The organism is Methylobacterium oryzihabitans, from assembly GCF_004004555.2.
In the GTDB taxonomy this organism is placed as follows: domain Bacteria; phylum Pseudomonadota; class Alphaproteobacteria; order Rhizobiales; family Beijerinckiaceae; genus Methylobacterium; species Methylobacterium oryzihabitans.
Window position 1 is genome coordinate 19,386 of the sequence record NZ_SACP01000008.1, and the last position, 26,367, is coordinate 45,752.

A 26,367-nucleotide genomic window follows, 5' to 3' on the forward strand; every position below is an offset into this window, starting at 1 on the left:
GTGGGTCTCGCGGGCGGTGGAGCGCGCGGCCCGGTTCTCGCAGGCGCTGCGAGGCCGCAACCACGAGGAAACGTCCGTTCATGTCCCCTCTCCCGAAGGTCGCGTTCATCGGAACCGGCGGAACGATCTCGTCGATCGGCCGCGACAGCCTCGACCTCCTCGACTACACCGCCACCGACCGCCGCCTGGAGGCCGACGCGATCCTCGACGCCGTACCGGAGGTGCGGCGGGCCGCCGAGGTGATCCCGGTGCGGTTCCGGGCGGTGACCAGCCCGGCGATCGGCTTCCCGGAATGGCGCGACCTGGTGTTCCTGTGCGAGCGGGTGGCGGCCGAGCACCCGGACCTCGCCGGCATCGTCATCGGGCACGGCACCGCCACCCTGGAGGAGACCGCCTACGCGCTGAGCCTGACGCTCACCGTTCCCCTGCCGGTCGTGGTGGTCGGGTCGCAGCGCCCGATCAGCGCGCTGTCGAGCGATGCCGGCCTCAACCTCGTCGCGGCGGTCCGCACCGCCGCCGCGCCGGCCTCCCGCGGGCGCGGGGTGCTGGTGGTGCTCAACGACGAGATCCAGGCCGCCCGCGAGGTGACCAAGACCTCGGTCGCCCGGCTCCAGACCTTCCGCAGCCCCGATTTCGGCGTGCTCGGGCAGGTCGACGGCGACGGCGTGCTCTACTACCGCGCCTCCGAACGCCGGCACGCCCCCGGCACGCCGTTCGACCTCCGGCCCCTCGACGCGCTGCCGCGGGTCGACGTGTCCTACGCCTATGCCGGGGCCGACGGCACCGCGGTCCGGGCCTTCGTGGCGGCGGGCGCCCGCGGCCTCGTCTCGGCCGGTCTCGCCCCCGGCATGACCCCGCCGGCCGAGGCCGACGCCCTCGAAGCGGCCGCCGCCGCCGGAATCATCGTGGTGCAGTCGACCCGGGCCGGCAGCGGCGTGGTCCCGTCGACCACCCGGCTGCGCCAGCGCGGCATTCTCGGCGCCGACAACCTGACGCCGCAGAAGGCCCGCATCCTGCTCGCCCTCGCCCTCACGGTGACCCGCGACCCGGCCCAGGTGGCGGAGATGTTCGCGACCTATTGAGCCCGCGCCCTCACCCGTAGCGCCGGGCCGCCTCGATGGTGAGCCCGGTGCCGACCGACCCGAAGGTGTCGCCCTCGACCACCCGGGCGTCGGGCACGGCGGCGAGGATCGCGGCGCGGACATGCGGCAGCCGGGTCGAGCCGCCGGTGAGGAACAGCGCGTCGATGTCGCCCTGCCCCAGGCCGGCCTCGCGCAGGCAGGCGGCGGTGCGGGCGCCGATGCGCCGGGCCTGCTCGGCGGTGTGGTGCTCCAGGTCGGCGCGGGTCAGCGGCGCGGCGAGGCCCGCCTCGATCCAGTCGAGGTCGAGGCGGGCGGTCCCCTCCCCCGCGAGTGCGATCTTGGCGTCCTCGACCGCCATCGCGAGGGTGTGGCCGCGTTCCAGCTCGATCACGGTGGCGAGGCGGTCGAGCAGGTCGGGCCGCGCCACCTCCCGGCGCAGGCCCTGGACCTCGCGCAAAGTCCGGCCGTCGTAGAGGCGGTTGATGCTCGACCACGTCGCAAGGTCGTGGAAGTACGACGACGGCACGTCGAGGCCGGGGCGCCTCATCGGGCTGCCGAGGCCGAGCAGCGGCATCACCCCGCCGAGGCTGAGGAAGCGGTCGAAGTCGGTGCCGCCGATCCGCACGCCGTCGTTCGACAGGATGTCGCCGCCGCGCTCGGTCCGGGCGTGCCGCGCGGGGCTGAGCCGCACCACCGAGAAGTCCGAGGTGCCGCCGCCGATATCGGCGATCAGCGCGACCTCCTCGCGGTCGAGGCCGCTCTCGTAGTCGAGGGCGGCGGCGATCGGCTCGTACTGGAACGATACCTCGCGGAAGCCGACCGACCGGGCGATCGCCTCCAGGGCGGCCTCGGCCCGGCGGTCGCCCTCCGGGTCGCCGTCGACGAAGTGGACCGGCCGGCCGTGCACGACCCGGGTGAGGTCGGCCCGTCCGCGGACCTCGGCCCGCTCCTTCACGGTGGCGAGGTAGCGGGCGATGACGGTCCGGAACGAGATCCGGGCCCGGCCGACCGGCGTCGTCTCCTCCAGCAGCGACGAGCCGAGCACTGACTTGAGGCCGCGCATCAGCCGGCCCGGCACGCCCTCGACATAGGCCGCGATGGCGGCGCGCCCGATCGCCGCCTCGCCGGCGCGGGGGAAGAAGATCGCGCTCGGCACCGTGACCGCCTCGCCTTCGAGCGCCTCCAGGGCCGGGCGGCCGCCGCGGAGCGTCCCGAGGGTCGTGTTCGAGGTGCCGAAGTCGAGGCCGCAGGCCGCCATGGTGCAGGGATCCGGGGGGTCGGGCGGGACGGGCCGCGCCGGGAGGGGCGAGCCCCTACAGGCTTCGCCGCTCGCGGTCCAGCCGGCGGCGAACGCCTTTCGTCGAGGAACAATCGCCTGACCCAGCGGTTCTTGGGGGCGAAGCAGTTCAGCAACTGCACAACTCGGAGATCGATCCCATGAGCAGCACGACCGACAAGATCAAGGGTCTCGCCAACGAGGCGGTCGGCAACGTCAAGCAGGGCATCGGCAACCTGACCGGCGACGAGAAGCTGAAGGCCGAGGGCAAGGCCCAGGAGCTCAAGGGCGAGGGCCAGAAGACCGTCGGCGATGCCAAGGACGGCATCAAGCACGCCGCCGACACGGTGAAGAGCAAGCTCTGAGCCGCCGCGCGAGGCAAGAAGGGGTTTCGGGCGCGCGGCGCCCGGGCCCTGATCGGGTTCATCGGCCGGCCGTGGCGCAGTCGCCGGGCCGGCCGTTTCATTTTCGGGAGACCGGCATGAACAGGGATCAGATCGAAGGCGGCCTGCGTCACCTCAAGGGCCGCGGGCAGACCGCCATCGGCGCCGTCGCCGGACGGGTCCGGCCGCAGGCCGAGGGCGCGTTCAACCAGGTCGTCGGCGGGGCCCAGTACGTCTACGGGCGCGGGCGCCGGACGGCGGAGGACCTGTCGCGCGACGGCGCGGCCCTCGCGGAGGACATCAGCGAGCGCGGCCGTCATCTCTACGACGAGACCCGCTCGCGGGGCCGCGACCTCTACGACGAGACGCGCTCGCGCGGCCGCCACGCCGCCGGCCGGATCCGCCACCGCACCGAGGCCAAGCCGGCCGAGACGCTGCTGCTGGTCGCCGGCCTCGCCTTCGTGACCGGCTGGCTGGTCCGCGGCCGCCGCTGAAGCCAGTCAGGCCGCGCCGCTCCCCGGGGACGGCGCGGCCCGCGATGCGGCAGGGCAATCGCTTTACAGCGATTGCCCTGGTGTTTTGCTCCGCCTCAGGCGCCGGCGTTCGCGTCCGCTCACTTGGCTTTCGCTCCGCTCTGCGCGCCCGGCATGGAGCGTCGCCCTGCGGGCGACCGCAGGACAATCGCTGAATCGATGGCCCCGCGCGATGAGGACAGCCCCCTCGCGCGGGGGCTCGATATGGTCTAGCTTGGTGCGAACTTGCGCCAGCCGAAAGACCGATGACCCAGCCTCCCCCCTCCGGCCGGTCCAAACCCCTCCCGGCGACAGCCCCCGCGATGTCCGCCGCGATCCAGGAGCATCTCGGCGAGCAGTTGCGGGCGGTCTACGCCTCTCTCGGCGAGGTCGAGGCGCCGGCCAGCTTCGGCAGCCTGATCGCGCGGCTCGAGAAGGCGCTGGCGGCCCAGGGCGCGTCGGCGACGGACTCCTTCCGCGACGATCTCATCGCGGCGGCCCCGGCCCTGCGGCGCTTCGCCCTCACCCTGACCGCCAACGCCGCCCGCGCCGACGACCTCGTGCAGGACACGATGCTGAAGGCGTGGCAGAACCAGAACCGGTTCGAGGACGGCACCAACCTCAACGCGTGGTTGTTCACGATCATGCGCAACGCGTTCTATTCCGAGCACCGCAAGCGCGCCCGCGAGGTCGAGGACGGCGACGGCATCTATTCCGCCCGGCTGGTCTCGGCCCCCAACCAGGGCGACCGGCTCGACGTGCAGGACCTGCAGACCGCCCTGAGCAAGCTCGTGGCCGAGCAGCGCGAGGCCCTGCTCCTCGTGGCGGTCGGCGACATGTCGTACGAGGAAGCCGCCGCCCTGATGGATTGCAAGGTCGGCACGGTGAAGAGCCGCGTCTGCCGCGCCCGTGACAAGCTCGCCGAGATCCTCGGCTACAGCGGCGGCGAACTCGGTGCCGACCGCCTCACCCGCTCGGCGATGGGCGCCGGCTTCGTCGCCGCCGAGGGCTGATGCGGATTCCGGACGCTTCGTTCCGAAATCCGTATCACCAGCCCGCGCGGTGGAGCCGGAGGCTCCACACGCTTGAGCGAAGCCGATTTCCGCATCGCGCATGCGATCCCGGAGGGATCGCCGAGCGATCAATCGGAAATCGTATGACGGTTCCGGAAGGGACGTCAGTCGCCCTCCGGCCGGAAGACGTAGCCGAGCCCCCGGACCGTGCGGATGAAGCGCGGATTGCCCGGATCGGGCTCGACCTTCTTGCGGATCCGGTTGATCCGCACGTCGATCGCCCGGTCGAACGCCTCGGGGTCGCGGGCGTCGGCGAGGTCGAGGAGGCGCTCGCGGCTCAGCACCCGCTTCGGGTTGTCGAGGAACGCCTTGAGCAGGGCGAATTCCGAGCGGGTCAGGACCTGCTCGGTGCCGGCCTCGTCGCGCAGGCGCAGGGTCTCGGTATCGACCTCGACCCGGCCGAACCGGCTCCAGCCCCGGCCCTCGCGCACGGGCGGCGCCGTTTCCACGGGGCGCGCCTGCGCCGCCGACCGGCGCAGCACCGAGCGGACCCGGGCGACCAGCTCGCGCAGCTCGCACGGTTTCGGCAGGTAGTCGTCGGCGCCGAGTTCGAGGCCGACCACCCGGTCGATCGGGCTCGCGGTCGCCGTCAGCATGATGATCGGGATCGCGCTGCGGGCCTTGAGGTCGCGCACGATCGACAGCCCGTCCTCCTCCGGCATGTTGAGGTCGAGCACGATGAGGTCGGGCGTCGCGCCGGCGAGATGCCGGCGCAGGGCGCCGCCGCCGTCGCACAGCGTCACCTCGAACCCGTGCATGCGCAGGTAGTCGCCCACCATCGCGCGGGCATCGGCCTCGTCGTCGACGACGACGATCCGCTGGAGGCCGGCGCCGGTCACGGCGTGCCCTCCGTCGCGCCGCGGACCGGGCCGCCGGCGCCTCTGAATCCGACGATGATCACAGCGTGACGCCCCCGAAGTGACGGTGACCGGCCCGAACCGGGCCGAATGAAGCGGGAACCATGCCGGCGAAGCCCCGGGCCGTCCACGTTCCGGACCGGCCGCCGGGCGGCCGATCTGTGCGTAACTGCCGCCGTTGCCTGGCAGGGTTAGGACAACCCACTCACGGCGCCGTCTCGCCGCCGAGGTAGGCGGCCAGACGTGCCGCGAGACGGTCGCGCGTGGCGGCGGGCAGGGCGCCGGGCGCCTCCGCCTCGATCAGGGCCGCGAGCCTCTCGCGGCTCGGAGCCGGCGCGCGGGAGGCGCGCAGCAGCCGCTCCAGCGCGGCGAGGTCGCGATGCCAGGAGGCCCGTCCGGTCTCGGGCTCGGCGGTGACGATGGGACGGGGCATGATGGGCCTCCTCGACCGGGGCGGGATCCTGCGGGCCGCTGTGACGCGCGACTGTTACCCGCCGATTGCGTCCGGGGCCCCATCAGCCAGGTGCGAGACGATCATCCGCGCCGGGCCGGGGCCCGCACGGCAGTGCGGAAGCGCGTCGGACGATCGCACGACCGGATCTGGTCTGCGGTCGATTGTCCGCCGTTCGCCGCCCGCTCGATCGCGGTCGTGCCTCGACTGATCGGATCCCCTTCGTCGTCTCGCCGTTGCTGGGCGTGGTGCGAGGATGTGCGCCGCTTGGCCGGGCGTCGCGGTGCGCCGCCGCACGGGCATCACCGCGGCTGGCAGGTCTCGCAGTAGAAGGTCGAGCGGCCGGACTGGACCAGCCGCCGCACCACGCCGCGGCAGCCCCGGGCCGTGCAGGCCAGTCCCTCGCGGTCGTAGACCCGGAAGGCGTGCTGGAACGCGCCGGCGCTGCCGTCGGTGTGGACGTAGTCGCGCAAGGTTGAGCCGCCGGCCGCCACCGCCTCGGTCAGGACGTCGCGGATCACCGTCGCGAGGGTCCGGGCCTTGGCGGTCGGGCGCCCGGCGGCGTCGGCGAGCGAGCCGGCCGGCGCCTCGGGATGGAGCCGGGCCCGGTGCAGCGCCTCGCAGACGTAGATGTTGCCGAGCCCGGCGATGAGGCGCTGGTCGAGCAGGGCGGCCTTCAGCGGCGTGCGCTTGCCGGAAAACAGCGCCGCGATGCTCTCCCCCGAGAGGGCGTTGCCGAGCGGCTCGATGCCCATGCCGGCGAAGTGGCGGCAGGATGCGAGGTCGGCGGTCGGGACGAGGTCCATGAAGCCGAACCGGCGCGCGTCGTTGTAGGTCACCGCGGCGCCGTTGGAGAGCGCGAAGGCGACGTGGTCGTGCTTGGCCTGGCCCTGGGCGCCCTCCAGGTAGAAGTCGCCCGGCGAGACGGTGCGGCCGTCGGGCAGCCGCACGTCGAAGCGCCCGCTCATCCCGAGATGCATGACGAGCGACTCGCCCGAGGTCAGGTCGGCGACGAGGTACTTGGCGCGCCGCGACAGGCTGGTCACGGTCTCGCCGGTCAGCCGCTCGGCGAAGCGGGCCGGAAACGGGAAGCGCAGGTTCGGGCGGTTGAGGCGCACGCTCGCGAAGCGGGCGCCGACCATCGCGGGTTCGAGGCCGCGGCGCACGGTCTCGACTTCGGGCAGTTCGGGCATCGTTCATCCGGATCTGGGCGGGGACGGCGGAAGAACCGCACCCCCGGCCGGCCCGCTCCAGATGGTGCTTCGCCACCGCCTTCGCTATGGAACCCCGGCGAAAGGGACCGTGAGCATGGCGAGCGACGAGAGCAGCACCGATTTCGGCTACGAGCGCGTGCGCCTCGACGAGAAGCAGGGCCGCGTCAACGAGGTCTTCCGCTCGGTGGCCAAGCGCTACGACGTGATGAACGACCTGATGTCGGCGGGTCTGCACCGGGTCTGGAAGAGCGCCCTGATCTCGACCCTGCGGCCGTCGCGCACCCGCCGCTTCCGCCACCTCGACGTGGCCGGCGGCACCGGCGACATCGCGTTCCGCTCGCTCCAGGCCGGCGGCCCGGAGACCGAGGTCACGGTGCTCGACATCAACGACGCGATGCTCGGCGTCGGGCGCGAGCGCGCCGGCCGCCGCTACGGCGAGCGCATCGCCTTCGTGGCCGGCAACGCCGAGAGCCTGCCGCTGCCCTCCGGCGTCTACGACGCCTACACCATCGCCTTCGGCATCCGGAACGTGCCGCGGATCGAGCTGGCCCTGGCCGAGGCCCACCGGGTGCTCGCCCCGGGCGGGCGCTTCCTGTGCCTCGAATTCTCCCACGTCGACGTGCCGGGCCTCGACCGGATCTACGACGCCTACTCGTTCAACGTGATCCCGCGGATCGGCGAGATGGTGGCGGGCGACCGCGATTCCTACCAGTACCTCGTCGAGTCGATCCGCCGCTTCCCGCGCCCCGGCGCCTTCGCCCGGATGATCGAGGAGGCGGGGTTCTCCCGCGTCACCCATCGCCCGCTGAGCGGCGGCATCTGCGCGATCCATTCGGGCTGGAAGGTCGCCTGAGCGTGAATCCTCCCTCCTCGTCCACCGCGAGGCGCCGGCCGTGCTGAGCGCCGTGATCCACCTCGCCCGCGGCATCCATGTCGGCTGGGTCATGGCCCGGGAGGGCGGGCTCAGCTTCGTCGACGCCGCCGACCTGCCGCCGCACCTGCGGCTGGTGCTGCGCTTCGGCCGCAAGCTGGAGCGGCCCGGCCTCGGCCCGGGGCGGCTGCCCGCCGCCCTGACCCGGCTCGGGCCGTCCTACGTCAAGTTCGGGCAGTTCCTGGCGACGCGGCCCGACATCGTCGGCATGGCCGCCGCCCGCGACCTGGAGCGGCTGCAGGACCGGGTGCCGCCCTTCCCCCAGGAGGTCGCGGTCGCCACCGTCGAGGCGGCGATCGGCCGCCGGGTCTCCGAGGCGTTCCTGTCCTTCGGCCCGCCGGTCGCCGCCGCCTCGATCGCCCAGGTCCACCAGGCCCGCATCCGGGACGCCGACGGGGTCGAGACGCTCATCGCCGTCAAGGTGATGCGGCCGGGGGTGCGCGAGCGCTTCACCCGCGACATCCAGGCGATGCGGTTCATGGCCCGGGTGGTGGAATGGATGCGCCCGGAGGCCGAGCGGCTGCGCCCGCGCGAGGTGGTCGAGACCCTCGCCCGCTCGGTCCTGATGGAGATGGACCTGCGGCTGGAGGCCGCCGCGGTCTCGGAACTCGCCGAGAACACCCGCGGCGACGAGGATTTCCGGGTCCCTCGGCCGATCTGGGAGTTCACCGCCCGCGACGTGCTGGCGAGCGAGTGGATCGACGGCATCCGCCTCAACGACCGCGCGGCGATCGTCGCGGCCGGCCACGATCCCGAGGCGCTCGGGCGCACGGTGATCCAGTCGTTCCTGCGCCACGCGATCCGGGACGGCTTCTTCCACGCCGACATGCATCCCGGCAACCTGTTCGTCGATCCGGCGGGCCGGCTGGTCGCGGTCGATTTCGGCATCATGGGCCGGCTCGGCAACAAGGAGCGGCGCTTCCTCGCCGAGATCCTGCTCGGCTTCATCATGCGCGACTACCGCCGCGTGGCGGAGGTGCATTTCGAGGCCGGCTACGTGCCGGGCCACCACTCGGTGGACGACTTCGCCCAGGCGATCCGCGCCATCGGCGAGCCGATCCACCAGCGCCGGGCCGACGAGATCTCGATGGCCAAGGTGCTCACCCTGCTGTTCGACATCACCGCGCTGTTCGACATGAGCACCCGGACCGAACTGGTGATGCTCCAGAAGACCATGGTGGTGGTCGAGGGCGTCGCCCGCTCTCTCGACCCGCGCCTCGACATGTGGACCACCGCCGAGCCGGTGGTGCGCGCGTGGCTCACCCGCAACCTCGGGCCGGTCGGGCGGATCGAGGAGGCCGGCCGGGCGGTGCGGACCCTCGCCGACGTGGTCGCCGACGTGCCCGACCTGTCGCAGCGGCTGAAGCGCATCCTCGTGCGCCTCGACGAGGAGGGCCTGCGAGAGGTCGCCAAGGTCGAGCGCCGCATCCGGCAGGAGACGCGGCGCGTGGTCTGGTCTACCCTGGCGCTCTGGATCATCGCCATCGCCCTCCTGATGCAGGCGCTGCGCTGATCCCACGAAAAGCCTGGGAGACACGCCGATGCGCTACGCCCGCCCCCGTCCCGTCCTCTCCACCGGCGGGACGGTCCGCCGCGCCCTGCTCGGTGCCGCCGCGATCCTCGTCCTCTCCGGCGCCGCCGGCGCCCAGGAGCCGACGCTCACCGACGGCAAGGTGAAGCTCGCGGTCCTCACCGACATGTCGAGCGTCTACGCCGACTCGACCGGCCGCGGCTCGGCCATCGCCGCCGAGATGGCGGTCAAGGATTTCGGCGGCTCGCTCGGCGGCAAGCCGATCGAGGTCGTCTCGGCCGACCACCAGAACAAGCCCGACATCGGCTCCAACGTCGCCCGCCAGTGGTTCGACCGCGACGGCGTCGACGTGATCCTCGACGTGCCGACCTCCTCGGTGGCGCTCGCCGTGCAGCAGATCGCCAAGGAGAAGGGCAGGATCCTGATCGTGTCGGGCGGCGGCACCTCGGACCTCACCGGGCCGGCCTGCTCGCCGACCGGGGTTCACTGGACCTACGACACCTATGCCCTCTCGCACGTCTCCGGCAGCGCGGTGGTGAAGCAGGGCCTCGACACCTGGTCCTTCGTCACCGCCGACTACGCCTTCGGCCACGCGCTTGAACGCGACGCCATCGCCGAGGTGAAGCGCTCGGGCGGCAAGGTGCTCTCCACCGTGCGGGCGCCGTTCGCCACCGCCGACTTCTCGTCGTTCCTGCTCCAGGCCCAGGGCTCGGGCTCCAAGGTGATCGCCTTCGCCAATGCCGGCGGCGACACCGTCAACGCGATCAAGCAGGCGCACGAGTTCGGCATCGTCCAGGGCGGGCAGAAGCTGCTGGCGCTCCTCGTCAACATCGACGATGTCCACAGCCTCGGGCTCTCCGTCGCGCAGGGGCTGTTCCTCACCACGGCGTTCTACTGGGACCGCAACGACGAGACCCGGGCCTTCGCGACCCGGTTCAAGGCGCAGTACGGCCTGATGCCGACGATGCATCAGGCCGGCGTCTACTCGGCGGTCGGGCACTACCTCAAGGCCGTCAAGGCCGCCGGCACCGACGACGCGAAGACCGTGATGGCGAAGATGCGCGAGCTGCCGGTCGACGACATGTTCGCCAGGGGCGGGCGCATCCGCGAGGACGGCCGCATGGTCCACGACATGTACCTGATGCAGGTCAAGACCCCGGCCGAATCGAAGGGCGAGTGGGACCTCTACCGGCAGGTCGCGGTGGTGAAGGGCGACGACGCCTTCCGGCCGATGAGCGAGGGCAACTGCCCCCTGGTGAAGGCGAACTGAGCGCGGACGCTTGACTCCGCACGCCGCTCCGCGCCTGTGGCGCGGGTGCGGCGGAGACGGACGAGGAGCCCCGGATGACCCTTCCCCTCGGCGGCCGGCGGGTGCTCCTCGTCATCGGCGGCGGCATCGCGGCCTACAAGTCCCTCGACCTGATCCGGCGGCTGCGCGAGCGCGGCGCGACGGTGCGCTGCGTGCTCACCGAGGGCGCCCAGGCCTTCGTGACGCCGCTCGCCGCTGGTGCCCTGTCGGGGCAGCGCGTCCATACCGACCTGTTCGACCGCCAGGACGAGGCCGATATCGGCCATATCCGCCTCGCCCGCGACGCCGACGCGGTGGTGGTGGCGCCGGCCACCGCCAACCTGATGGCCCGGATGGCCTCCGGTCAGGCCGACGACCTCGCCACCACGGTCCTGCTCGCCACGACCCTGCCGGTGCTGATCGCCCCGGCGATGAACGTGCGGATGTGGCAGCACCCGGCGACGGTGCGCAACCTCGCGACCCTGCGCGGCGACGGCGTCGCGGTGGTCGGCCCCAACAGCGGCGCGATGGCGGAGGCCGAGACAGGCCCCGGCCGGATGGCCGAGCCGCACGAGATCGCCGACGCCGTCGCGGCCCTGCTGGCCGGCGGGGCGGACGCGAAACCCTTCGCCGGGCGCCACCTGCTCGTCACCTCCGGCCCAACCCACGAGCCGATCGATCCGGTGCGCTACCTCGCCAACCGCTCCTCGGGCAAGCAGGGCCACGCCATCGCGGCCGCCGCCGCCCGGGCCGGCGCCCGCGTCACCCTGGTCTCCGGCCCCGTGATCCTGCCCGATCCGCCGGGCGTGACGGTGGTGCGGGTCGAGACCGCCCGGGCGATGCTGGCGGCGGTGGAGGCGGCCCTGCCCGCGGACGTCGCGGTCTTCGCCGCCGCGGTCGCCGACTGGCGCCCGGCCGCGGAGACCGACGAGAAGATCAAGAAGGGCACCGAGGGCCCGCCGCCCCTGCGCCTCGTCGAGAATCCCGACATCCTCGCCACCGTGGCGCAAAGGCGGGAGGGACGCCCGCCGCTGGTGGTCGGGTTCGCGGCCGAGACCGCCTCGGTGCTCGATCACGCCCGGGCCAAGATCGCCCGCAAGGGCTGCGACCTCATCGTCGCCAACGACGTTTCGGCGGCGGGCGGCGTGATGGGCGGCGACCGCAACACCGTCCACCTGATCGGCCGCGACGGCTCGGTCGAGACCTGGCCGACCCTCGACAAGGACGAGGTCGCCCGCCGGCTGGTGGCCCGCCTCGCCGACCTCGCCGGCACCCCGCCCGAGTGATGCATTATAGCGCAGGATACGCGGGTTTTCGGCACAGCGTCAGGGATTAAATTGCATGGCTCCGCCGTCGGAGGTTTCCATGTCTGGCATCCTGGTCGTCGCCCTCGTCTGCCTGTCGTCGGTGCCGGCGCAGGACTGCACCCGCGACACCGCTCAGGACGTGATGACGGCGCCGGCCCACTCGCCGCAGGAATGCCTGCTGCTCGGCCCCTCGATCGCCGCCGGCAGCGGCCGCGGCACCGAGCCCGGAACCTACGTCAAGACGGTGTGCGAGCGCCGGCGCTGACCCCGGAAACGACGAACCCGGCCGCCGGGGCCGGGTTCGCGGGGTCGTGGACGGATCGCGAGGCCGGTCAGGGCTTCGGGAACTCGACCGGGCTGTCCGACAGGGTCTTGAGATAGGCCAGGATGTCGGCGCGCTCCTGGGGCGAGGACACGCCCGCGAAGGCCATGATCGTGCCCTGGACGAAGCCCTTCGGCGACTTCAGGAAGTGGTCGAGGTCGTCGTAGGTCCAGTCGCCGCCCTTGGCCTTCATGGCGGCGGAATAGCCGAAGCCCTCGTGGCCGCCCTTGTGGCGCCCGACGACGCCCCACAGGTCCGGGCCGACCTTGTTCGGGCCGCCCTTCTCGAAGCTGTGGCAGGCCATGCACTTCTTGGCCGCGCCCTGGCCCTTGGCCGCGTCGGCGCTGGCGAGGCGCACCGGCAGGGGCTCCTCCTTGGGGGCCTCGGCGGCGGCGCCGCCGGCGGTCTCCTCGGCCACCGGCAGGGCGTAGCCGCGGTCGCCGGCGGGCTTCGGCTTGTAGATCAGTTCGGCGAGAAACCCCGTACCCATGGCCAGGAGAAGTGCGCCGAGCACCGCGCCGGCGACCTTGTTCAGCTCGAAGGAATCCATCTTTCGGCAGCTCCGGCGCTCGTTCGAGCGTTCCTCGTTGACGGGCGGACCGTGCCGTCCGCTCCCTGGAAACATCGTAGGGTGCTTAGCCGCTCGGCGCGCGGGTTGACAATGGTCAAGCGCAACGCGGTTGGTCGCACCGGCATCCGAATGTGGACGACCGTGGCCGGAACCCCGCGATGACAACCCGGGTCCGGCTTGCTAAGGAGCCTCCGCCTCACCGAAGCCATCGAACGCCGCCGTCGCCGAAGTCTGCTATCGCCATGTCCGATCCCATCGTGCTGATTCCCGCGCGCCTCGCCGCGACGCGCCTGCCGAACAAGCCCATGGCCGACATCGCCGGGGAGCCGATGATCGTGCAGGTCTGGCGCCGCGCCGTCGAATCGGGCCTCGGCCCGGTGGTGGTGTGCACCGACGCGCCGGTGGTGGTGGACGCCGTCGAGGCGGTCGGCGGCCTCGCGGTGCTGACCCGGCCCGACCATCCGTCCGGCTCCGACCGGCTCGCCGAGGCGCTGTCGGTGGTCGACCCGGAGGGCCGCCACGACGTCGTGGTCAACGTCCAGGGCGACCTGCCGACGATCGACCCGGCGGTCATCGCCGCCGCGGTCCTGCCGCTCGCCGACCGCACCGTCGACATCGCCACCCTGTGCACCGAGATCGCCCGCGAGGAGGAGCGCACCGACCCGAACGTCGTGAAGCTCGTCGGCTCGCCGATCGGGCCGGAGCGGCTGCGGGCGCTGTACTTCACACGGGCGACCGCGCCGTGGGGCAGCGGGCCGCACTACCACCATATCGGCCTCTACGCCTATCGCCGGAAGGCGCTGGAGCGCTTCGTGGCGCTGCCGCCGAGCACCCTCGAGGTGCGCGAGAAGCTCGAGCAGCTCCGCGCGCTCGAGGCCGGCATGCGGATCGACGCCGTGGTGGTGGACGACGTGCCGCTCGGGGTCGATACCCCGCACGACCTCGAACGCGCCCGTGCCGTGATGGCCGCCCGGCGCCTCAACTGATCGACACCGACCCATCATGCCACTGACGATCTCCTACCAGGGCGAGCCCGGCGCGAACTCGCACATCATCTGCGCCCAGGCCTACCCGGACGCGACGCCGCTGCCCTGCGCCACCTTCGAGGACGCGCTCGGCGCGGTGATCGACGGCAGCGCCGACCTCGGCATGATCCCGATCGAGAACTCGATCGCCGGCCGGGTCGCCGACATCCACCACCTGCTGCCGACCTCGGGCCTGCACATCGTCGGCGAGCGGTTCCTGCCGATCCACTTCCAGCTCATGGCGCTGCCCGGTACGCCGCTGGAGGCGATCCGCACCGTCCACAGCCACATCCACGCCCTCGGGCAGTGCCGGCGGATCATCCGCCGCCTCGGCCTCAAGGCGGTGGTCGCCGCCGACACCGCCGGCGCCGCCCGGCAGGTCGCGGAGGCGGGCGACCCGACCCGGGCCTCGCTGTCGCCGCGGCTCGCCGCCGACATCTACGGCCTGTCGATCCTCGCCGAGGACGTCGAGGACGAGGCCCACAACACCACCCGCTTCGTCGTGCTGTCGCGCGAGGCGGCGCCGCCGCCGCCGGGCGAGGGCCCGACGGTGACGAGCTTCGTGTTCCGGGTCCGCAACATCCCGGCGGCGCTCTACAAGGCGCTCGGCGGCTTCGCGACGAACGGCGTCAACATGACCAAGCTCGAGAGCTACATGGTCGAGGGCCAGTTCACCGCGACCCAGTTCTACGCCGAGGTCGACGGCCATCCCGACGATCCGGGCCTGCGCCGGGCGCTCCAGGAACTCGACTACTTCTCGCGCGAGTTGCGGATCATCGGCACCTATCCGGCCGATCCGTTCCGCGCCAACGCCCGCCCGGCGGCCGAGTAGGCCGCGACCGGCGGTCGGGTCGCCTGCAACCCGGCGCGCGCACCGGCGTTCCCGGCCGGAGGCGCGCGACGCGATGCAGGCAGAACCCTTCGGCACCACGCGCGACGGCGCGGCGGTGACCCGCCACACCCTCGCCCGCGGCGACCTGCGGGTGCGGATCCTGAGCTACGGCGCGATCGTCCAGACGGTCGAGGTGCCGGACAGGGCGGGCCGCATCGCCAACGTCGTGCTCGGCCTCGACCGGCTCGACCGCTACGAGACGGTGAGTCCGCATTTCGGCGGCCTGCTCGGCCGCTACGCCAACCGCATCGCCGGCGGCCGCTTCGTCCTCGACGGCACGACCCACGCCCTGACCCGCAACGAGGGCCGCAACACCCTGCACGGCGGCACGCGCGGCTTCGACCGCCACGCCTGGGACGTGCTGTCCGCGGACGACCACCGGATCGTCCTGCACCGGGTCAGCCCGGACGCCGAGGAGGGGTTTCCGGGTGCCCTCGCGACGACCGTGACCTACGGCCTCGACGCGGACGGGGGCCTGCGCATCGACTACGAGGCCGAGACCGACGCCGCCACGGTCGTCAGCCTGTCGAACCACAGCTACTTCAACCTCGCGGGCGAGGGCAGCGGCGACGTGTTCGGCCACGAGGTGACGGTGTTCGCCGACCACTACCTCCCTGTCGACGGCGAGGGGATCCCCACCGGGACGATGGCGCCGGTCGCCGGCACGCCGTTCGACTTCCGCGAGCCGGTGCCACTGGGTGCGCGCATCCGCGAGGCCGACCCGCAACTGGTCCGCGGCCAGGGCTACGACCACACCTTCGTGCTCGGCCCCGGCGACGCCCTGCGCCCGGCGGCGCGGGTGCACGACCCTCGGAGCGGCCGCCGCCTCGACGTGCTGACCACCCGGCCCGGGTTGCAGCTCTACAGCGGCAACCAGCTCGACGGCCGCCTCGCTGGGCCGGGCGGGCGCCTGTACCGGCCCGGCGACGCGCTCTGCCTCGAGGCGCAGGCGTTCCCGGACGCCCCGAACCGGCCGGACTTCCCCTCCACCGTGCTTCGGCCGGGGGAGCGGTTCCGGGCGACGACGATCTACCGGTTCTCGGTGGCGTGACGCCCGTCGTCACGCCACCCCGATCCGGCACCGGGCCAGGAACTGGCGCAGGCGGTCGGAGCGCGGCGCCGCGATCGTCTCGGCCGGCGGGCCGTCCTCCTCGATCCGGCCCTCGTGCAGGAACACCAGCCGGTGGGCGACGTCGCGGGCGAAGGCGACCTCGTGGGTCACGATCAGCATCGTGCGGCCCTCCTCGGCCAGCGCCTGCATCACGGCGAGCACCTCGCCGACCCGCTCCGGGTCGAGGGCCGAGGTCGGCTCGTCGAACAGCATCACCCGCGGATGCATCGCGAGCGCCCGCGCGATCGCGGCGCGCTGCTGCTGGCCGCCGGAGAGCTGCGCCGGGTAGTCGTGGCGCTTGTCGGCGATGCCGACCTTGGCGAGCAGCGCCTCGGCCTCGGCGACGCACTCCGCCCGCTCGCGGCCCTGGACGTGGACCGGGGCCTCGATCACGTTCTCCAGCACCGTGCGGTGGGACCACAGGTTGAAGCCCTGGAACACCATGCCGACCCGGGCGCGCAGGCGGTCGACCTGCCCGCGGTCGGCCGGCACCCGGCCGCCGCGGCGCTGGCGCCAGCGCACCGCCTCGCCCGCCACCGTGATCTCGCCGGCATCCGGCACCTCCAGCAGGTTGAGGCAGCGCAGGAAGGTCGACTTGCCCGAGCCCGAGGCGCCGAGGATCGCCACCACCTCGCCTTCCCGGGCCGTCAGCGACACGCCGCGCAGCACCTCGGCGGCGCCGAAGCGCTTGCGCAGGTCGCGGACCGCGACGGCCTCGGGCGGGACGGGGGACGGTGCGAGCATGACGGGTCCCATCAAACCGGGCGCGGACGGCGCAGGTCGGGAGCGAGGATCGTCTCGGCCAGCCGCACGAGGCCGATGATCGCGAGGTTGATCGCGAGGTAGAACGCGCCGGCGCAGACGAACACCTCGAGGGCCCGGAAGCTCTGGGCGATCAGCTTCTGGGCGATGCCGGTGAGGTCGAGCAGCGTGATGGTCGAGGCGAGCGAGGTCGCCTTGACCACCGAGATCACCTCGTTGCCGTAGGCCGGCAGCGCCTGCCGGGCGGCGAGCGGCAGCACGATCCGGCGCAGCAGCAGCCCGCGCGACATGCCGCAGGCCCGGCCGGCCAGCACCGCCCCGTGCGGCACCGCCAGCACCCCGCCGCGGATGATCTCGGCGGTGTAGGCGCCGGTGTTGAGGGTGAGCGCCAGCAGCGCGCACCAGTACGGCTCGCGGAAGAACCACCACAGGCCGAGCGCCTGGAGGTCGGGCCGGAACTGGCCGAGGCCGTAATAGATCAGGAAGAGCTGCACCAGCAGCGGCGTGCCGCGGAACACGAACACGTAGAGCCGCGCCAGCCCGTCGAGGACCGCGATCCCCGACAGCCGCCCCGCCGCCGCGAGCCCGGCGAGGACGAGGCCGAGCGCCACCGCGCCGCCGGTGAGGCCGAGCGTCAGCGGCAGGCCGGCGGCGAGCGCGCGCAGGCTCTCGGCGAGGAAGGCGATGTCGATCACGGCAGCCCCCGGCGCGCCCGCGCCTCGGCCCGGGCGAAGGCGAGGTTCGAGACCGTGGTGATGGCGAGGTAGAGCGCGCCGGCGGTGAGGTAGAACGGGAACGGCTGGCGGGTCGAGCCGGCGCCGACCTGGGCCTGTCGCAGCAACTCGACGAGTCCCGTGACCGAGACCAGCGCCGAATCCTTGAGCAGGATCTGCCAGACGTTGCCGAGGCCCGGCAGCGCCGTGCGGGCGACGAGCGGCACCGTCACCCGGCGCAGGATCAGCCCGCGATGCATGCCGACCGCCCGCGCCGCCTCGATCTGGCCGCGGTCGACCGCCGCGTAGGCACCGCGGAACACCTCGGCCTGATAGGCGCCCGAGATGAGCCCGAGCGCCACCGCGCCGACCCAGAACGGCGGCACGCCGACATAGCCGGCATGGCCGAACCAGCCCGCGATCCCGCCGAGCGCCGCGCTGCCGCCGAAATACAAGAGGTAGATCACCAGCAGGTCCGGCACCCCGCGAAGCAGCGTCGTGTAGCCGGTGGCCAGCAGCCGCAGCGGCGCCGGCCCGGCGATCCGCCCCGCGGCGGCGAGCCCGCCGAGCACCAGCCCGAGGGCGAAGCCGGCCAGCGCCAGCAGCAGCGTGGTGGCGGCGGCGCCGAGCAGCGCCGCCCCCCAGCCGCCGGGACCGAAGCCGAGGAGCGCGAGGGTGCCCATGCGCCGGGCCGTCAGCCCTGCGGCGGGGTCATGTCGGCCTTGAACCACTTGGTCGAGAGACGCTTCAGGGTGCCGTCCTCGATCACCGAGGCGATGCCCTCGTCGAGCCTGGCCTTGAGCGCGGTGTCGCCCTTGCGCAGGCCGATCGCGGCGCCGCGGCCGAGGATGCCGCCGAGGAAGCGCGGCCCGGCGAGCACGATGCTGCCGGCGAAGTCCGGCTTCTCGGCGGTGGCGCGCAGGGGCGCGTCGTTGGCGAAGATCGCGTCGATGCGCCCCGCGGCGAGGTCGAGGTCGTGCTGCTCAGTGGTCTTGTACTCGCGGATCTCCGCCGTGCCCTTGAGGTAGCGGTCGAGGAAGGCGGCGTTGACGGTCGAGACCTGGACGCCGATCGTCGTGCCCTTGAGCAGCGGCTTGATCGCGTCGAGGGCCTTCTGCGCCTCGGCCTCGTTGGCGAGCGGAATGCTGGCGCCGTTCATCGGCAGCTTGGCGAGCGGCCCCTTGGCGTCCACGGCGAAGCCGGAATGGTCGATGCTGTAGGGCTTCGAGAAGTCGATCACCTTCAGGCGCGCCTCGGTGATGTTCATGCCCGACATGATCGCGTCGAACTTCTTCGCCTGGAGGCCCGGGACGGTGCCGTCCCAGTCCTGGGCGATGAACTCGCACTTGAGCTTGGCGCGGGCGCAGACCTCGCGGCCGAGCTCGATCTCGAACCCGTCGAGGCTGCCGTCCGGCTTGGTGAAGTTGTAGGGCGCGTAGGCGCCCTCGGTGGCGATCCGCACGGTGGCGGGCACGGCGTCCTGGGCCTGCGCCGCGACCGGGGCGGCGAGGCATGCCAGGAGGGCGAGGATCGACCGGGCCTTCATCGTGCGTCTACTCCCATCATCGCGTCTCGCCGCAGCTAACCCGCAACCCGCCCGTCTGCGCAAGCCGCCCCGACCGGCCGTCCCCGTGACGATGCGACTCGCGTGCCAGCCGGGCCGCGGGCCGGATTTGCGCCGGCCTGCCGGCGCTGCTATGCGGCGGGACCGCGGGGACGACGCCCCGCAGGAGACCGCGCCGTGGGGCCGAGGGTGAACGCGACGCGACGACGGAACGGCTGACCGCCGTCCCCATCGCCGTCCGTCCTCCCAGCCGCGAGCCCCGTCGTGACTCTCCTGCCCCTCGTCATCCGTCCCGAAACCTCCCTCGACGCCGCCGCGATCGACCGCCTGCACGAGCGGGCCTTCGGTCCCGGGCGCTTCGCCCGCACGGCGTTCCGGCTGCGCGAGGGCGTGCCGCATCTCGCCGACCTGTCGTTCACCGCCCTCGTCGGCACGCTGCTGGTCGGCTCGGTGCGGGTCTCGCCGGCGCGGGCGGGCGGTGCTCCCGCCCTCGTGCTCGGGCCCCTCACGGTCGATCCGGCCTTCGGCAGCCGCGGCATCGGCGGCGCGCTTATGACCGCCTCCCTCGACGCCGCGCGGGCCGGCGGCCACGGCCTCGTCCTGCTGGTCGGCGACGCGCCCTACTACGCCCGCTTCGGTTTCCGCCCGGTGCCCCCGCGCCATCTCGTCCTGCCGGGCCCGGTCGATCCGGGGCGGTTCCTGGCGCTGGACCTGCGCGAGGGGGCGCTGGCGGAGGCGCGGGGCAACGTCGTCGGCGGGGCGTGATACGGTTTTCGGACGATCCGTTCCGAGCGTCGCCGGAGCGCCCGGCCTCCGGCCGCGATCCGTGCCGCCCGGGGGCCGGGAGCGTTCGGGCGGAAGGCACCGTCGTCGAGGGGGCCGGCCCGCCTTCCGAACGGAACGGCGGTGCCGGGCCGGCTCAGTTCACCGTCGCCTCGTCGAGGCGGAACGCGAAGGTCGCGCTGTAATCGTCGCGGTCGGCCAGGGCCGGGGCGAGCGACGGGTCCTCGGCGTGGCTGACGCTGACGATCTGCAGGCCCGGCTGGCGGATCGGCACCGTCGCGACCCCGGCCTCGTCGGTGACCGAGGCCGGCGGCTGGCGCTGGCCGAGGTCGCCGGAATTGTCGGCGTAGAACACGGCAGCGCCCGCCAGGGGCCGGCCGCGAAACAGCACCCGGAAGCGGATCGCCCCGGCGCTGGCGCTCGGCACCTCCAGCGGCACGATCTCCAGGATGTGGCCGACCACCCGCTGCCAGGGCGCCTCCGGACCGAGGGCGGCCTTGGCGAAGCGCACGGTCCAGCGACCGGCCTCGGCCTCCGGCTCCATCAGCCGGCTGGTGTTGCGCTTGGCGCCGTCCTTCAGGGTCACCCAGTACCCGCTGTCGTAGGTCGCCGCGACCAGGGTGCGGGCGGGTTTCGAGGGCAGCGGCGCGACCAGGGCCGGCGGCACGTCGGGGGCGCTCGGCCTGACCTCCGGCAACAGGTTGGCGCTGGCGTCGGGGGTGATCGCCACGAGGGAGAGCAGCTTCGGCCGGCTCGGGACCCGGCGCTCCCGCGGCGAGCCGAAATTCACCCGCACCTGCGGGCCGGCCTCGCCGCTGCTCGTCGTCAGCCAGAGTTCCTGCGCCGCGGCCCCGCCGCCGGGCACCAGGAACCCGGCCAGGGCGGCGAGAAGGGCGGCGGTTCGGGTGGCTCGCTGCATGACGACGGGTCGTGCTCCTGAGCAGGTTTCGCAGAAGCGGCTGCCGCTTTCGCGACGAGAACCTGCGGCAAAACAGAATCCTGGGCGGACGAAGCGTCGGCCTGCCGACGCAAGTCTGCCCGGGTTGCGCCGGACCCGGCGTGCGGACGACGGACGGCGCGGGCCGGCCGGAATCCAGCCGATGTAACGCGCCGGCCCGCCGATTCGCTCCCGTCCGCTCACGCCCCGGCCGCCCGCAGGCCGAGCGCCGCCAGGGCGACGCCCGTCAGCTCCCGGCGGATGCCGCCTCCGACCGGGCAGCCCCGGTCGAGCCAGGCCGTCCGGGCCGCCGCCAGCGCGCGGCCGAGATCCGGGCCCGGGCGGGCGCCGCGGGCGACAAGGGCCGCGCCGGTGAGCGGAAACACCGGCACCGGCTCGGCGTCCGAGGCGAACGCCGCCAGTTGCGCCCGGGCATCGTCGGCGAGGACCGGGCGCGGCTCGCCGGAGAGGATCGCGGCCGCGTCCGTGACCGCGGCGAGCCCGTGCCGGGCGACGAGGCGGCGCAGGTCCGGCCCGTCGAGCGGGTCCACGGCCCCGTGCAGGCTCGCGGCCGCCCGGGCGCAGGCGGCCATCCGGGCGTGCTCGGCCTTCGACAGCCGCAGGGTCTCGCGCAGGCGGTCGGCATCGGCCTCGCTGTGGACCAGCAGGGCGGCGAGGCGCAGCACCGGGTCGGGCGCCGCCCCGCCGGCGGCGAGGCGGGCGAGCCGGCCGAGGTCGCCGATTCCGCCAGTCAGCCGCTGCAGCAGCCCGGTCCCGGACAGGATCGCGGCCGCTTCCGGCGCGCCCGGCGCCGGCATGAGCTTCAGCAGCTCCCCCCGCACCCGCTCGCGGGAGAGCCCGTCGAGGCCGTCCCGGGCCGCGACCGCGGCGACGAGGCCGTCCGGATCCGGCGCGCCGCGCCCGTAGCGGGCGTGGAAGCGGAAGAAGCGCAGGATGCGCAGGTAGTCCTCGCGGATGCGCTCGGCCGGAGCGCCGATGAAGCGCACCCGCCCGGCGGCGAGGTCGGACAGGCCCCCGACGGTGTCGTGGATCCGCCCGTCGGCGGCGGCCGAGAGGGCGTTGACGGTGAAGTCGCGCCGCTCGGCGTCGCGGGCGAAGTCGCGCCCGAACCGCACCACGGCGTGGCGGCCGTCGGTCTCGACGTCCTCGCGCAGGGTCGTGACCTCGAACGGCTCGCCCTCGGCCACCACCGTCACGGTGCCGTGGGCGATCCCGGTCGGCACCGCCTTCAGCCCCGCCGCCGCGGCCCGCCGCGCCGTCTCGTCCGGCAGCAGGGTGGTGGCGAGGTCGATGTCGGTCACCGGCCGGCCGAGCAGCGCGTCGCGCACGGCGCCGCCGACGAGCCGGGTCTCCTCGCCGGGCGCGTCGAGGGCCTCCAGCACCCGGCGCAGGCGCGGGCGGCCGCACAGGCCGGCGAGGCGGGCCTCGTCGAGGCCGGCGCTCACCGGAACTGCCCCGGGACCACCCGGCCGTTCTCGATGTGGGTCGGGACGAAGCCGCCGGGGTGCCGCTCGGCCGAGAGCCCGGCCTGGAGCAGCCAGGCGACGACCAGCACCGCCCCGACGATGGCGAGCCGCATCGCCTGGTCGCTCCAGTGGACCCAGGCGAACGGGTTGCGCCTGCGCAGCAGCAGGTAGAGGCCGTAGACGCCGAACGGCGCCAGGAACAGCAGAACCTCGTCGAGGAAGGACCGGATCATCGCGGTGGATCCTCGCGCAGGCGCTCGGTGAGGTTGCGCACGATGCCGGCCGTGACGCCCCAGATGTAGCGATCGCCGAACGGGATCGCGTAGTAGCGCCGCTGCCGGCCGCGCCATTCCCGGCTGTGCAGGGCGTGGTTGGCGACGTCGAGCAGGAAGTCGAGCGGCACCTCGAAGGCGTCGGCGACCTCGTCGGGGTTGAGGGAGAGCCCGGTCTCCGGCGCCACCAGCCCGACGACCGGCGTGACGAGGAAGCCGGTCCCCGACAGGTAGGGATCGAGGTAGCCGAGCGGGCGCACGGCGTGGCGCGACAGGCCGATCTCCTCCTCGGCCTCGCGCAGGGCGGCGGCCAGCGGCGAGGGATCGCCGGGATCGATCTTGCCGCCCGGAAACGCGATCTGCCCGGAATGGTCGCGCAGATGGGCCGCGCGCTGGGTGAACAGCACCGTCAGGGCGTCGCCGCGCGGCACCAGCGGCACCAGCACGGCGGCGAGCCGCGGCGGGCGCGCCAGCGCCGCCTCGATCACGTCCGGTTCGAGGTCGTGGTCGCCGCGCGGGTTCGAGGTCGGGTCCTGCGGGCCCGGCGGGTCGGGGCGCAGGCCCGCCCGGACCCGGGCGAGGACCGCCGCCAGGGCGTCGTCGGGCACCGTTCCAGCCTGCACGCTCACGACAGGTCGGCGGCCGGCATGATGCGGTGGAAGCGTCCGCCGGCCGGCAGGCCGAACCAGAGCTCGCCCCCGTCCTCGCGCTCCTCGCCGAGTTCGACGAGGTCGTAGGTCAGCGAGCGCGTCACCAGCGCCCACAGGTCGCCGCGCACCCGCAGGTAGGGCTTCAGGCCGCCCTCGGCGTCGCGCTCGAAGCGCAGCGGGTGGTCGCCGTCGAGGGGCACGAGGTCGTCGACGTTGGTGCGGAACGCGATGCTGCGCCCGTCGCCCTCGCCCTCCACCGCCATCTCGACGGCGAGGAACGGCGCGTCCTCGACCTCGATCCCGACCCGCTCGACCGGGGTCACCAGCACCGTGCGCCCGTCCGGGTCGCGCCGCAGGATCGAGGCGAACAGCCGGACGAGCGCCGGACGGCCGATCGGGCTGCCGTTGTAGTGCCAGGTGCCGTCGGCGGCGATCCGCATCGGGATCTCGCCGCAATAGTCAGGGTTCCACCGCTCCACCGGCGGCGGGCCGCGGCGCCCGGCCTCGCTGCCGAGGGCGGCGCTGAGGCGTTCGAGGACTCCCTGCGGCGGGGCGCCGTGCGGTTCGTTCGTCATGCGCGATAGATAGGGGAGTCGCGTCGGAAAGGCACCGGGTCGTCGGCCGCCGTCGTGCCGCCCCGTCCGGCGATTGTCTATCTTTTGGCGTTGGCCGCGGCGCTCCGGTTTCCTAAACCGGGCCGACGCAAGCGGAGCCGGGTTGCGGTCGTTCGGACCGGTCCGCCGGCCCCGCACCGGACCGGATTCTTCGCTGCGATGGTGCCGAGCGACCCGACGACCGCCGGCCTGAGCGGCGAACGCATCCTGGTGGTGGAGGACGACTACTACCTCGCCACCGACACCGCCCGGGCGGTGCGCCGGGCCGGCGGCATCGTCCTCGGCCCGTGCCGGAACGAGGCGGCCGCCCGGGCGGCGCTCGGAACCGGGACGCCGACCGGCGCCGTGCTCGACATCAATCTCGGGACGGGGCCGTCGTTCGATCTGGCGCGCGAGCTGCGCGGCCGCGGCGTCCCCGTGATGTTCATCACCGGCTACGACGATGCGGTGATCCCGGAGGACTTCGCCGACGCCGCGCGGCTGCAGAAGCCGGTCGACCTCGCCGAGGTCGTCCGCACGCTCGGCCGGATCGCCCGCGGGCGGTCCGCCTGACCGCCCTCAGCCCTGCTCCGGCCGGCGTCGCAGGATCTTCCACACCCCCGTCGCGGTCGCCACGACCTCGCCGCGGCAGCGCAGGTCGCCGCGCATGAAGGCGAGCGTCCCGGTGCGGCGCACCACCTCGGGCACCAGCGTGACGACGTCCCCCATCCGGACCGCGCCGACGAACTGCATCTCGAACTGGATCGTGACGCAGTTCTGGCCGCCCGCCGCCGCCATGGCGACGACGCCGAGCGCCCGGTCGGCGAAGGTCATCAGCATGCCGCCCTGGACCACGCCGATGAGGTTGGCGTGCTTGGTCTCGGCCCGGAACGCGTAGGCCGCCGGCCCGTCGCCCTCGCGCACCAGGACAGGGCCGACGAGATCGACGAAGCCCGGATCGGTGAACGGGCGCCAGGATCCGTCGGCGAGATCGACGTCACTCATGCGGCAGGACTCATCGGCAGGTTTCCTCCCGGGATTCCCGGGCCCGGGAATCGGAGGGCGCAGTCATGACCGGTGCGGTCGTCCCGGTCCAGAGCGTCGTCCTGGCAGGCCCAGGGTCCGGCCCTACCTGAACCCCCACCAAGTATCCCTCCAAGTCTTGAGCCAAGCGAGGACCCGATGACCGGAACGGCACTGATCGTGGGCGCGAGCGGCATCGTCGGCAGCGCCGCCGCAGATCTCCTGACGCGGGAGGGCTGGTCGGTCGCCGGCCTCGCCCGCCGGCCCGAGCCGCACGAGGGCGTGACGCCCGTCGCCGCCGACCTCCAGGATCCCGCCTCCCTCGACCGGGCGCTGGCGGGCCTGAACCCGACCCATGTCGTGCTGTCGACCTGGATGCGCCGGCCGACCGAGGCCGAGATGATCCGGGTCAACGGCGCGATGGTGCGCAACCTCCTCGACGCCCTGCGCCCGGCCGGCTCGGTGCGCCACGTCGCCCTGGTGACCGGGCTCAAGCACTATCTCGGCCCGTTCGAGGCCTACGGGAAGGGCGCCATGCCGCCGACGCCGTTCCGCGAGGAGCAGGGCCGGCTCGACGTCGAGAACTTCTACTACGCCCAGGAGGACGAGGTGTTCTCGGCCGCCGCCCGCGACGGCTTCACCTGGAGCGTGCACCGGCCGCACACGATCATCGGCAAGGCGGTCGGCAACGCGATGAACATGGGCACGACGCTCGCCGTCTACGCCACGCTCTGCCGCGAGACCGGGCGGCCGTTCCGCTTCCCCGGCTCGCCGCAGCAATGGAGCGGGCTCACCGACATGACCGATGCGCGCCTGCTCGCCCGCCACCTGCTCTGGGCCTCGACCACCCCGGCGGCCGCGAACCACGACTTCAACGTCGTCGACGGCGACGTCTTCCGCTGGAGCTGGATGTGGGAGCGCATCGCCGGCTGGTTCGGCCTCGAGGCGGCGCCGTTCGACGGCACGGTGCAGCCGCTCGAGCGCCAGATGGCCGGGGACGGCCCGGCCTGGGCGGAGATCGCCGCCCGCCACGGCCTCGCCGAGCCGGATCTCGGGCGCCTCGCCTCGCCCTGGCACACCGACGCCGATCTCGGCCGCCCGTTCGAGGTCGTGACCGACATGAGCCGGAGCCGGCGCCTCGGCTTCACCGCCTACCAGCCCACCGACGACGCCTTCTTCGACCTGTTCGCGCGCCTGCGCCAGGACCGGCTAATCCCGTGATGCGATTGCCGGACGATCAGTTCCGAAAATCGCATCACGAGCCCGCGTGGCGCAGAGCAAAGCTCTGCGCGCGCCTGAGAGCCGTTTGACTCTCGATCTAGAGAAAAAGCTCCCCCTTTCCCGGACGACTGGAACGCAGTGGAAGGAGATCCGGGATCCAGCACAACAAGTCGCGAAGCGTCCATACTCAGCGACAGTGCTGTCAGGCGGAGCCGCTTCGCGGCACATCTGACGTCTGGATCCCGGATCTCCTTCCGCTATCGCTCCAGTCGTCCGGGAAAGGGGTGCTTCGCGCGATAAATACCATGGACCATCGCTCAAACAGGCTCTGAGCGAGGCCGATTTTCGTATCACGAAAGCGGCCGCTTGCGGTCGCCTGAAGCGATCCGTCGAAAATCGTATGACCACGATACAACCCGGAAACCGATCGGCAACGGTTCACGAGACCGTCACACCGCGCCGCTAAGCCGCTGCTCGGCTGCGGCCGGGCTCCGGTCCGGGTCTCGCGGCCGGGGCCGACGGCCGGCCTGGGCCGG

30 protein-coding genes are annotated in these 26,367 nt (G+C 73.3%); 15 read left to right on the top strand and 15 right to left on the bottom strand.

The genetic code is table 11. The annotated features are described in order from the left end of the window. Positions 1-80 precede the first annotated feature (80 nt). On the top strand, positions 81-1,082 hold the full coding sequence (locus EOE48_RS09795; protein ID WP_127728615.1) for an asparaginase: 1,002 nt from the start codon (positions 81-83) through the stop codon (positions 1,080-1,082). 10 nt (positions 1,083-1,092) lie between these two features. Here the strand turns inward: EOE48_RS09795 and EOE48_RS09800 are convergent, their stop codons facing one another. Then, on the bottom strand, positions 1,093-2,340 hold the full coding sequence (locus EOE48_RS09800) for an Hsp70 family protein (protein WP_127728616.1): 1,248 nt from the start codon (positions 2,338-2,340) through the stop codon (positions 1,093-1,095). Positions 2,341-2,519: 179 nt separating this feature from the next. On the opposite strand from EOE48_RS09800, the gene EOE48_RS09805 reads away from it, so the two are divergent. The 3 genes from EOE48_RS09805 to EOE48_RS09815 all read left to right on the top strand — a co-directional run bounded on the left by EOE48_RS09805 (position 2,520) and on the right by EOE48_RS09815 (position 4,266). Then, a complete protein-coding gene (locus EOE48_RS09805; RefSeq protein WP_127728617.1) occupies positions 2,520-2,723 on the top strand; it encodes a CsbD family protein in 204 nt (67 codons plus the stop codon). Positions 2,724-2,839: 116 nt separating this feature from the next. Further along, positions 2,840-3,235, top strand: coding sequence for a CsbD family protein (locus tag EOE48_RS09810; protein ID WP_127728618.1), 396 nt, complete (start codon positions 2,840-2,842; stop codon positions 3,233-3,235). A gap of 284 nt (positions 3,236-3,519) precedes the next feature. Continuing rightward, complete coding sequence (locus EOE48_RS09815) at positions 3,520-4,266, top strand: sigma-70 family RNA polymerase sigma factor (RefSeq protein ID WP_127728619.1); 747 nt, start codon at positions 3,520-3,522, stop codon at positions 4,264-4,266. A gap of 164 nt (positions 4,267-4,430) precedes the next feature. On the opposite strand, the gene EOE48_RS09820 is transcribed toward EOE48_RS09815, so the two are convergent. The 3 genes from EOE48_RS09820 to mutM form a co-directional block, all read right to left on the bottom strand. Then, positions 4,431-5,105 carry a winged helix-turn-helix domain-containing protein gene (locus EOE48_RS09820; RefSeq protein WP_425463647.1) on the bottom strand — a complete coding sequence of 225 codons (675 nt, stop codon included), beginning with the start codon at positions 5,103-5,105 and terminating at the stop codon, positions 4,431-4,433. A 283-nt stretch (positions 5,106-5,388) separates the two neighbouring features. Beyond that, a complete protein-coding gene (locus EOE48_RS09825; RefSeq protein ID WP_127728621.1) occupies positions 5,389-5,616 on the bottom strand; it encodes a hypothetical protein in 228 nt (75 codons plus the stop codon). Between the two features lie 320 nt (positions 5,617-5,936). Next, positions 5,937-6,827 (bottom strand): bifunctional DNA-formamidopyrimidine glycosylase/DNA-(apurinic or apyrimidinic site) lyase, encoded by an 891-nt coding sequence (gene mutM / locus EOE48_RS09830; protein ID WP_127728622.1) that lies wholly within the window; start codon positions 6,825-6,827, stop codon positions 5,937-5,939. A gap of 115 nt (positions 6,828-6,942) precedes the next feature. Between mutM and ubiE the strand changes: the two genes are divergently transcribed. From ubiE to EOE48_RS09855, 5 genes are all read left to right on the top strand, one after another. Then, on the top strand, positions 6,943-7,701 hold the full coding sequence (gene ubiE / locus EOE48_RS09835) for a bifunctional demethylmenaquinone methyltransferase/2-methoxy-6-polyprenyl-1,4-benzoquinol methylase UbiE (RefSeq protein ID WP_127728623.1): 759 nt from the start codon (positions 6,943-6,945) through the stop codon (positions 7,699-7,701). A 40-nt stretch (positions 7,702-7,741) separates the two neighbouring features. Next, a complete protein-coding gene (ubiB, locus tag EOE48_RS09840; protein ID WP_127728624.1) occupies positions 7,742-9,292 on the top strand; it encodes a 2-polyprenylphenol 6-hydroxylase in 1,551 nt (516 codons plus the stop codon). A 28-nt stretch (positions 9,293-9,320) separates the two neighbouring features. Further along, positions 9,321-10,580 (top strand): ABC transporter substrate-binding protein, encoded by a 1,260-nt coding sequence (locus EOE48_RS09845; RefSeq protein ID WP_127728625.1) that lies wholly within the window; start codon positions 9,321-9,323, stop codon positions 10,578-10,580. Between the two features lie 74 nt (positions 10,581-10,654). Continuing rightward, positions 10,655-11,884 (top strand): bifunctional phosphopantothenoylcysteine decarboxylase/phosphopantothenate--cysteine ligase CoaBC, encoded by a 1,230-nt coding sequence (gene coaBC, locus EOE48_RS09850; RefSeq protein WP_127728626.1) that lies wholly within the window; start codon positions 10,655-10,657, stop codon positions 11,882-11,884. A gap of 79 nt (positions 11,885-11,963) precedes the next feature. After that, the gene (locus EOE48_RS09855) at positions 11,964-12,170 is read left to right on the top strand and encodes a hypothetical protein (protein WP_127728627.1); all 207 of its coding nucleotides are present in this window, start codon (positions 11,964-11,966) and stop codon (positions 12,168-12,170) included. A gap of 67 nt (positions 12,171-12,237) precedes the next feature. On the opposite strand, the gene EOE48_RS09860 is transcribed toward EOE48_RS09855, so the two are convergent. Further along, a complete protein-coding gene (locus EOE48_RS09860) occupies positions 12,238-12,777 on the bottom strand; it encodes a c-type cytochrome (RefSeq protein ID WP_127728628.1) in 540 nt (179 codons plus the stop codon). A gap of 263 nt (positions 12,778-13,040) precedes the next feature. Between EOE48_RS09860 and EOE48_RS09865 the strand changes: the two genes are divergently transcribed. The 3 genes from EOE48_RS09865 (at position 13,041) to EOE48_RS09875 (ending at position 15,766) form a co-directional block, all read left to right on the top strand. Continuing rightward, positions 13,041-13,784, top strand: a complete 744-nt coding sequence (locus EOE48_RS09865) for a 3-deoxy-manno-octulosonate cytidylyltransferase (protein WP_127728629.1) — start codon at positions 13,041-13,043, stop codon at positions 13,782-13,784. 16 nt (positions 13,785-13,800) lie between these two features. Further along, positions 13,801-14,655: a prephenate dehydratase gene (locus tag EOE48_RS09870; RefSeq protein ID WP_127728630.1), complete on the top strand. Its 855-nt coding sequence runs from the start codon at positions 13,801-13,803 to the stop codon at positions 14,653-14,655. A 73-nt stretch (positions 14,656-14,728) separates the two neighbouring features. Then, the gene (locus EOE48_RS09875; RefSeq protein ID WP_127728631.1) at positions 14,729-15,766 is read left to right on the top strand and encodes an aldose epimerase family protein; all 1,038 of its coding nucleotides are present in this window, start codon (positions 14,729-14,731) and stop codon (positions 15,764-15,766) included. Between the two features lie 9 nt (positions 15,767-15,775). Here the strand turns inward: EOE48_RS09875 and EOE48_RS09880 are convergent, their stop codons facing one another. The 4 genes from EOE48_RS09880 to EOE48_RS09895 are packed head-to-tail and all read right to left on the bottom strand — an operon-like array spanning position 15,776 to position 18,847. Further along, positions 15,776-16,570, bottom strand: coding sequence for an ABC transporter ATP-binding protein (locus EOE48_RS09880; protein WP_127728632.1), 795 nt, complete (start codon positions 16,568-16,570; stop codon positions 15,776-15,778). 11 nt (positions 16,571-16,581) lie between these two features. Then, the gene (locus EOE48_RS09885) at positions 16,582-17,283 is read right to left on the bottom strand and encodes an ABC transporter permease (protein WP_127728633.1); all 702 of its coding nucleotides are present in this window, start codon (positions 17,281-17,283) and stop codon (positions 16,582-16,584) included. Next, on the bottom strand, positions 17,280-17,984 hold the full coding sequence (locus tag EOE48_RS09890) for an ABC transporter permease (RefSeq protein WP_127728634.1): 705 nt from the start codon (positions 17,982-17,984) through the stop codon (positions 17,280-17,282). Before EOE48_RS09890 ends, EOE48_RS09885 begins: the two co-directional genes overlap by 4 nt. Positions 17,985-17,995: 11 nt before the next feature. Continuing rightward, the gene (locus tag EOE48_RS09895; protein ID WP_127728635.1) at positions 17,996-18,847 is read right to left on the bottom strand and encodes a transporter substrate-binding domain-containing protein; all 852 of its coding nucleotides are present in this window, start codon (positions 18,845-18,847) and stop codon (positions 17,996-17,998) included. 282 nt (positions 18,848-19,129) lie between these two features. Between EOE48_RS09895 and EOE48_RS09900 the strand changes: the two genes are divergently transcribed. After that, positions 19,130-19,630 (top strand): GNAT family N-acetyltransferase, encoded by a 501-nt coding sequence (locus EOE48_RS09900; RefSeq protein WP_127728636.1) that lies wholly within the window; start codon positions 19,130-19,132, stop codon positions 19,628-19,630. Between the two features lie 154 nt (positions 19,631-19,784). Here EOE48_RS09900 and EOE48_RS09905 read toward each other — a convergent pair whose 3' ends face one another. The 5 genes from EOE48_RS09905 to EOE48_RS09925 form a co-directional block, all read right to left on the bottom strand. Continuing rightward, on the bottom strand, positions 19,785-20,567 hold the full coding sequence (locus EOE48_RS09905) for a DUF4198 domain-containing protein (protein ID WP_127728637.1): 783 nt from the start codon (positions 20,565-20,567) through the stop codon (positions 19,785-19,787). 218 nt (positions 20,568-20,785) lie between these two features. Next, positions 20,786-22,051: a CCA tRNA nucleotidyltransferase gene (locus EOE48_RS09910; protein WP_127728638.1), complete on the bottom strand. Its 1,266-nt coding sequence runs from the start codon at positions 22,049-22,051 to the stop codon at positions 20,786-20,788. Next, a complete protein-coding gene (locus EOE48_RS09915; RefSeq protein WP_127728639.1) occupies positions 22,048-22,305 on the bottom strand; it encodes a DUF6111 family protein in 258 nt (85 codons plus the stop codon). The genes EOE48_RS09910 and EOE48_RS09915 overlap by 4 nt, the downstream gene beginning before the upstream one ends. Next, a complete protein-coding gene (locus EOE48_RS09920; RefSeq protein ID WP_425463643.1) occupies positions 22,302-22,973 on the bottom strand; it encodes a CoA pyrophosphatase in 672 nt (223 codons plus the stop codon). Before EOE48_RS09920 ends, EOE48_RS09915 begins: the two co-directional genes overlap by 4 nt. Then, the gene (locus EOE48_RS09925) at positions 22,970-23,569 is read right to left on the bottom strand and encodes a DUF1285 domain-containing protein (protein WP_127728640.1); all 600 of its coding nucleotides are present in this window, start codon (positions 23,567-23,569) and stop codon (positions 22,970-22,972) included. Before EOE48_RS09925 ends, EOE48_RS09920 begins: the two co-directional genes overlap by 4 nt. Before the next feature lie 198 nt (positions 23,570-23,767). Here EOE48_RS09925 and EOE48_RS09930 point away from each other — a divergent pair, with 198 nt between their 5' ends. Next, the gene (locus tag EOE48_RS09930; RefSeq protein ID WP_127728641.1) at positions 23,768-24,160 is read left to right on the top strand and encodes a response regulator; all 393 of its coding nucleotides are present in this window, start codon (positions 23,768-23,770) and stop codon (positions 24,158-24,160) included. Positions 24,161-24,166: 6 nt separating this feature from the next. Here the strand turns inward: EOE48_RS09930 and EOE48_RS09935 are convergent, their stop codons facing one another. Further along, positions 24,167-24,592 (bottom strand): PaaI family thioesterase, encoded by a 426-nt coding sequence (locus EOE48_RS09935; RefSeq protein ID WP_127728642.1) that lies wholly within the window; start codon positions 24,590-24,592, stop codon positions 24,167-24,169. Positions 24,593-24,769: 177 nt separating this feature from the next. Between EOE48_RS09935 and EOE48_RS09940 the strand changes: the two genes are divergently transcribed. Next, entirely contained in the window at positions 24,770-25,831 is a 1,062-nt protein-coding gene (locus EOE48_RS09940) for an SDR family oxidoreductase (RefSeq protein ID WP_127728643.1), read from the top strand. The last annotated feature ends 536 nt before the right edge of the window (positions 25,832-26,367 follow it).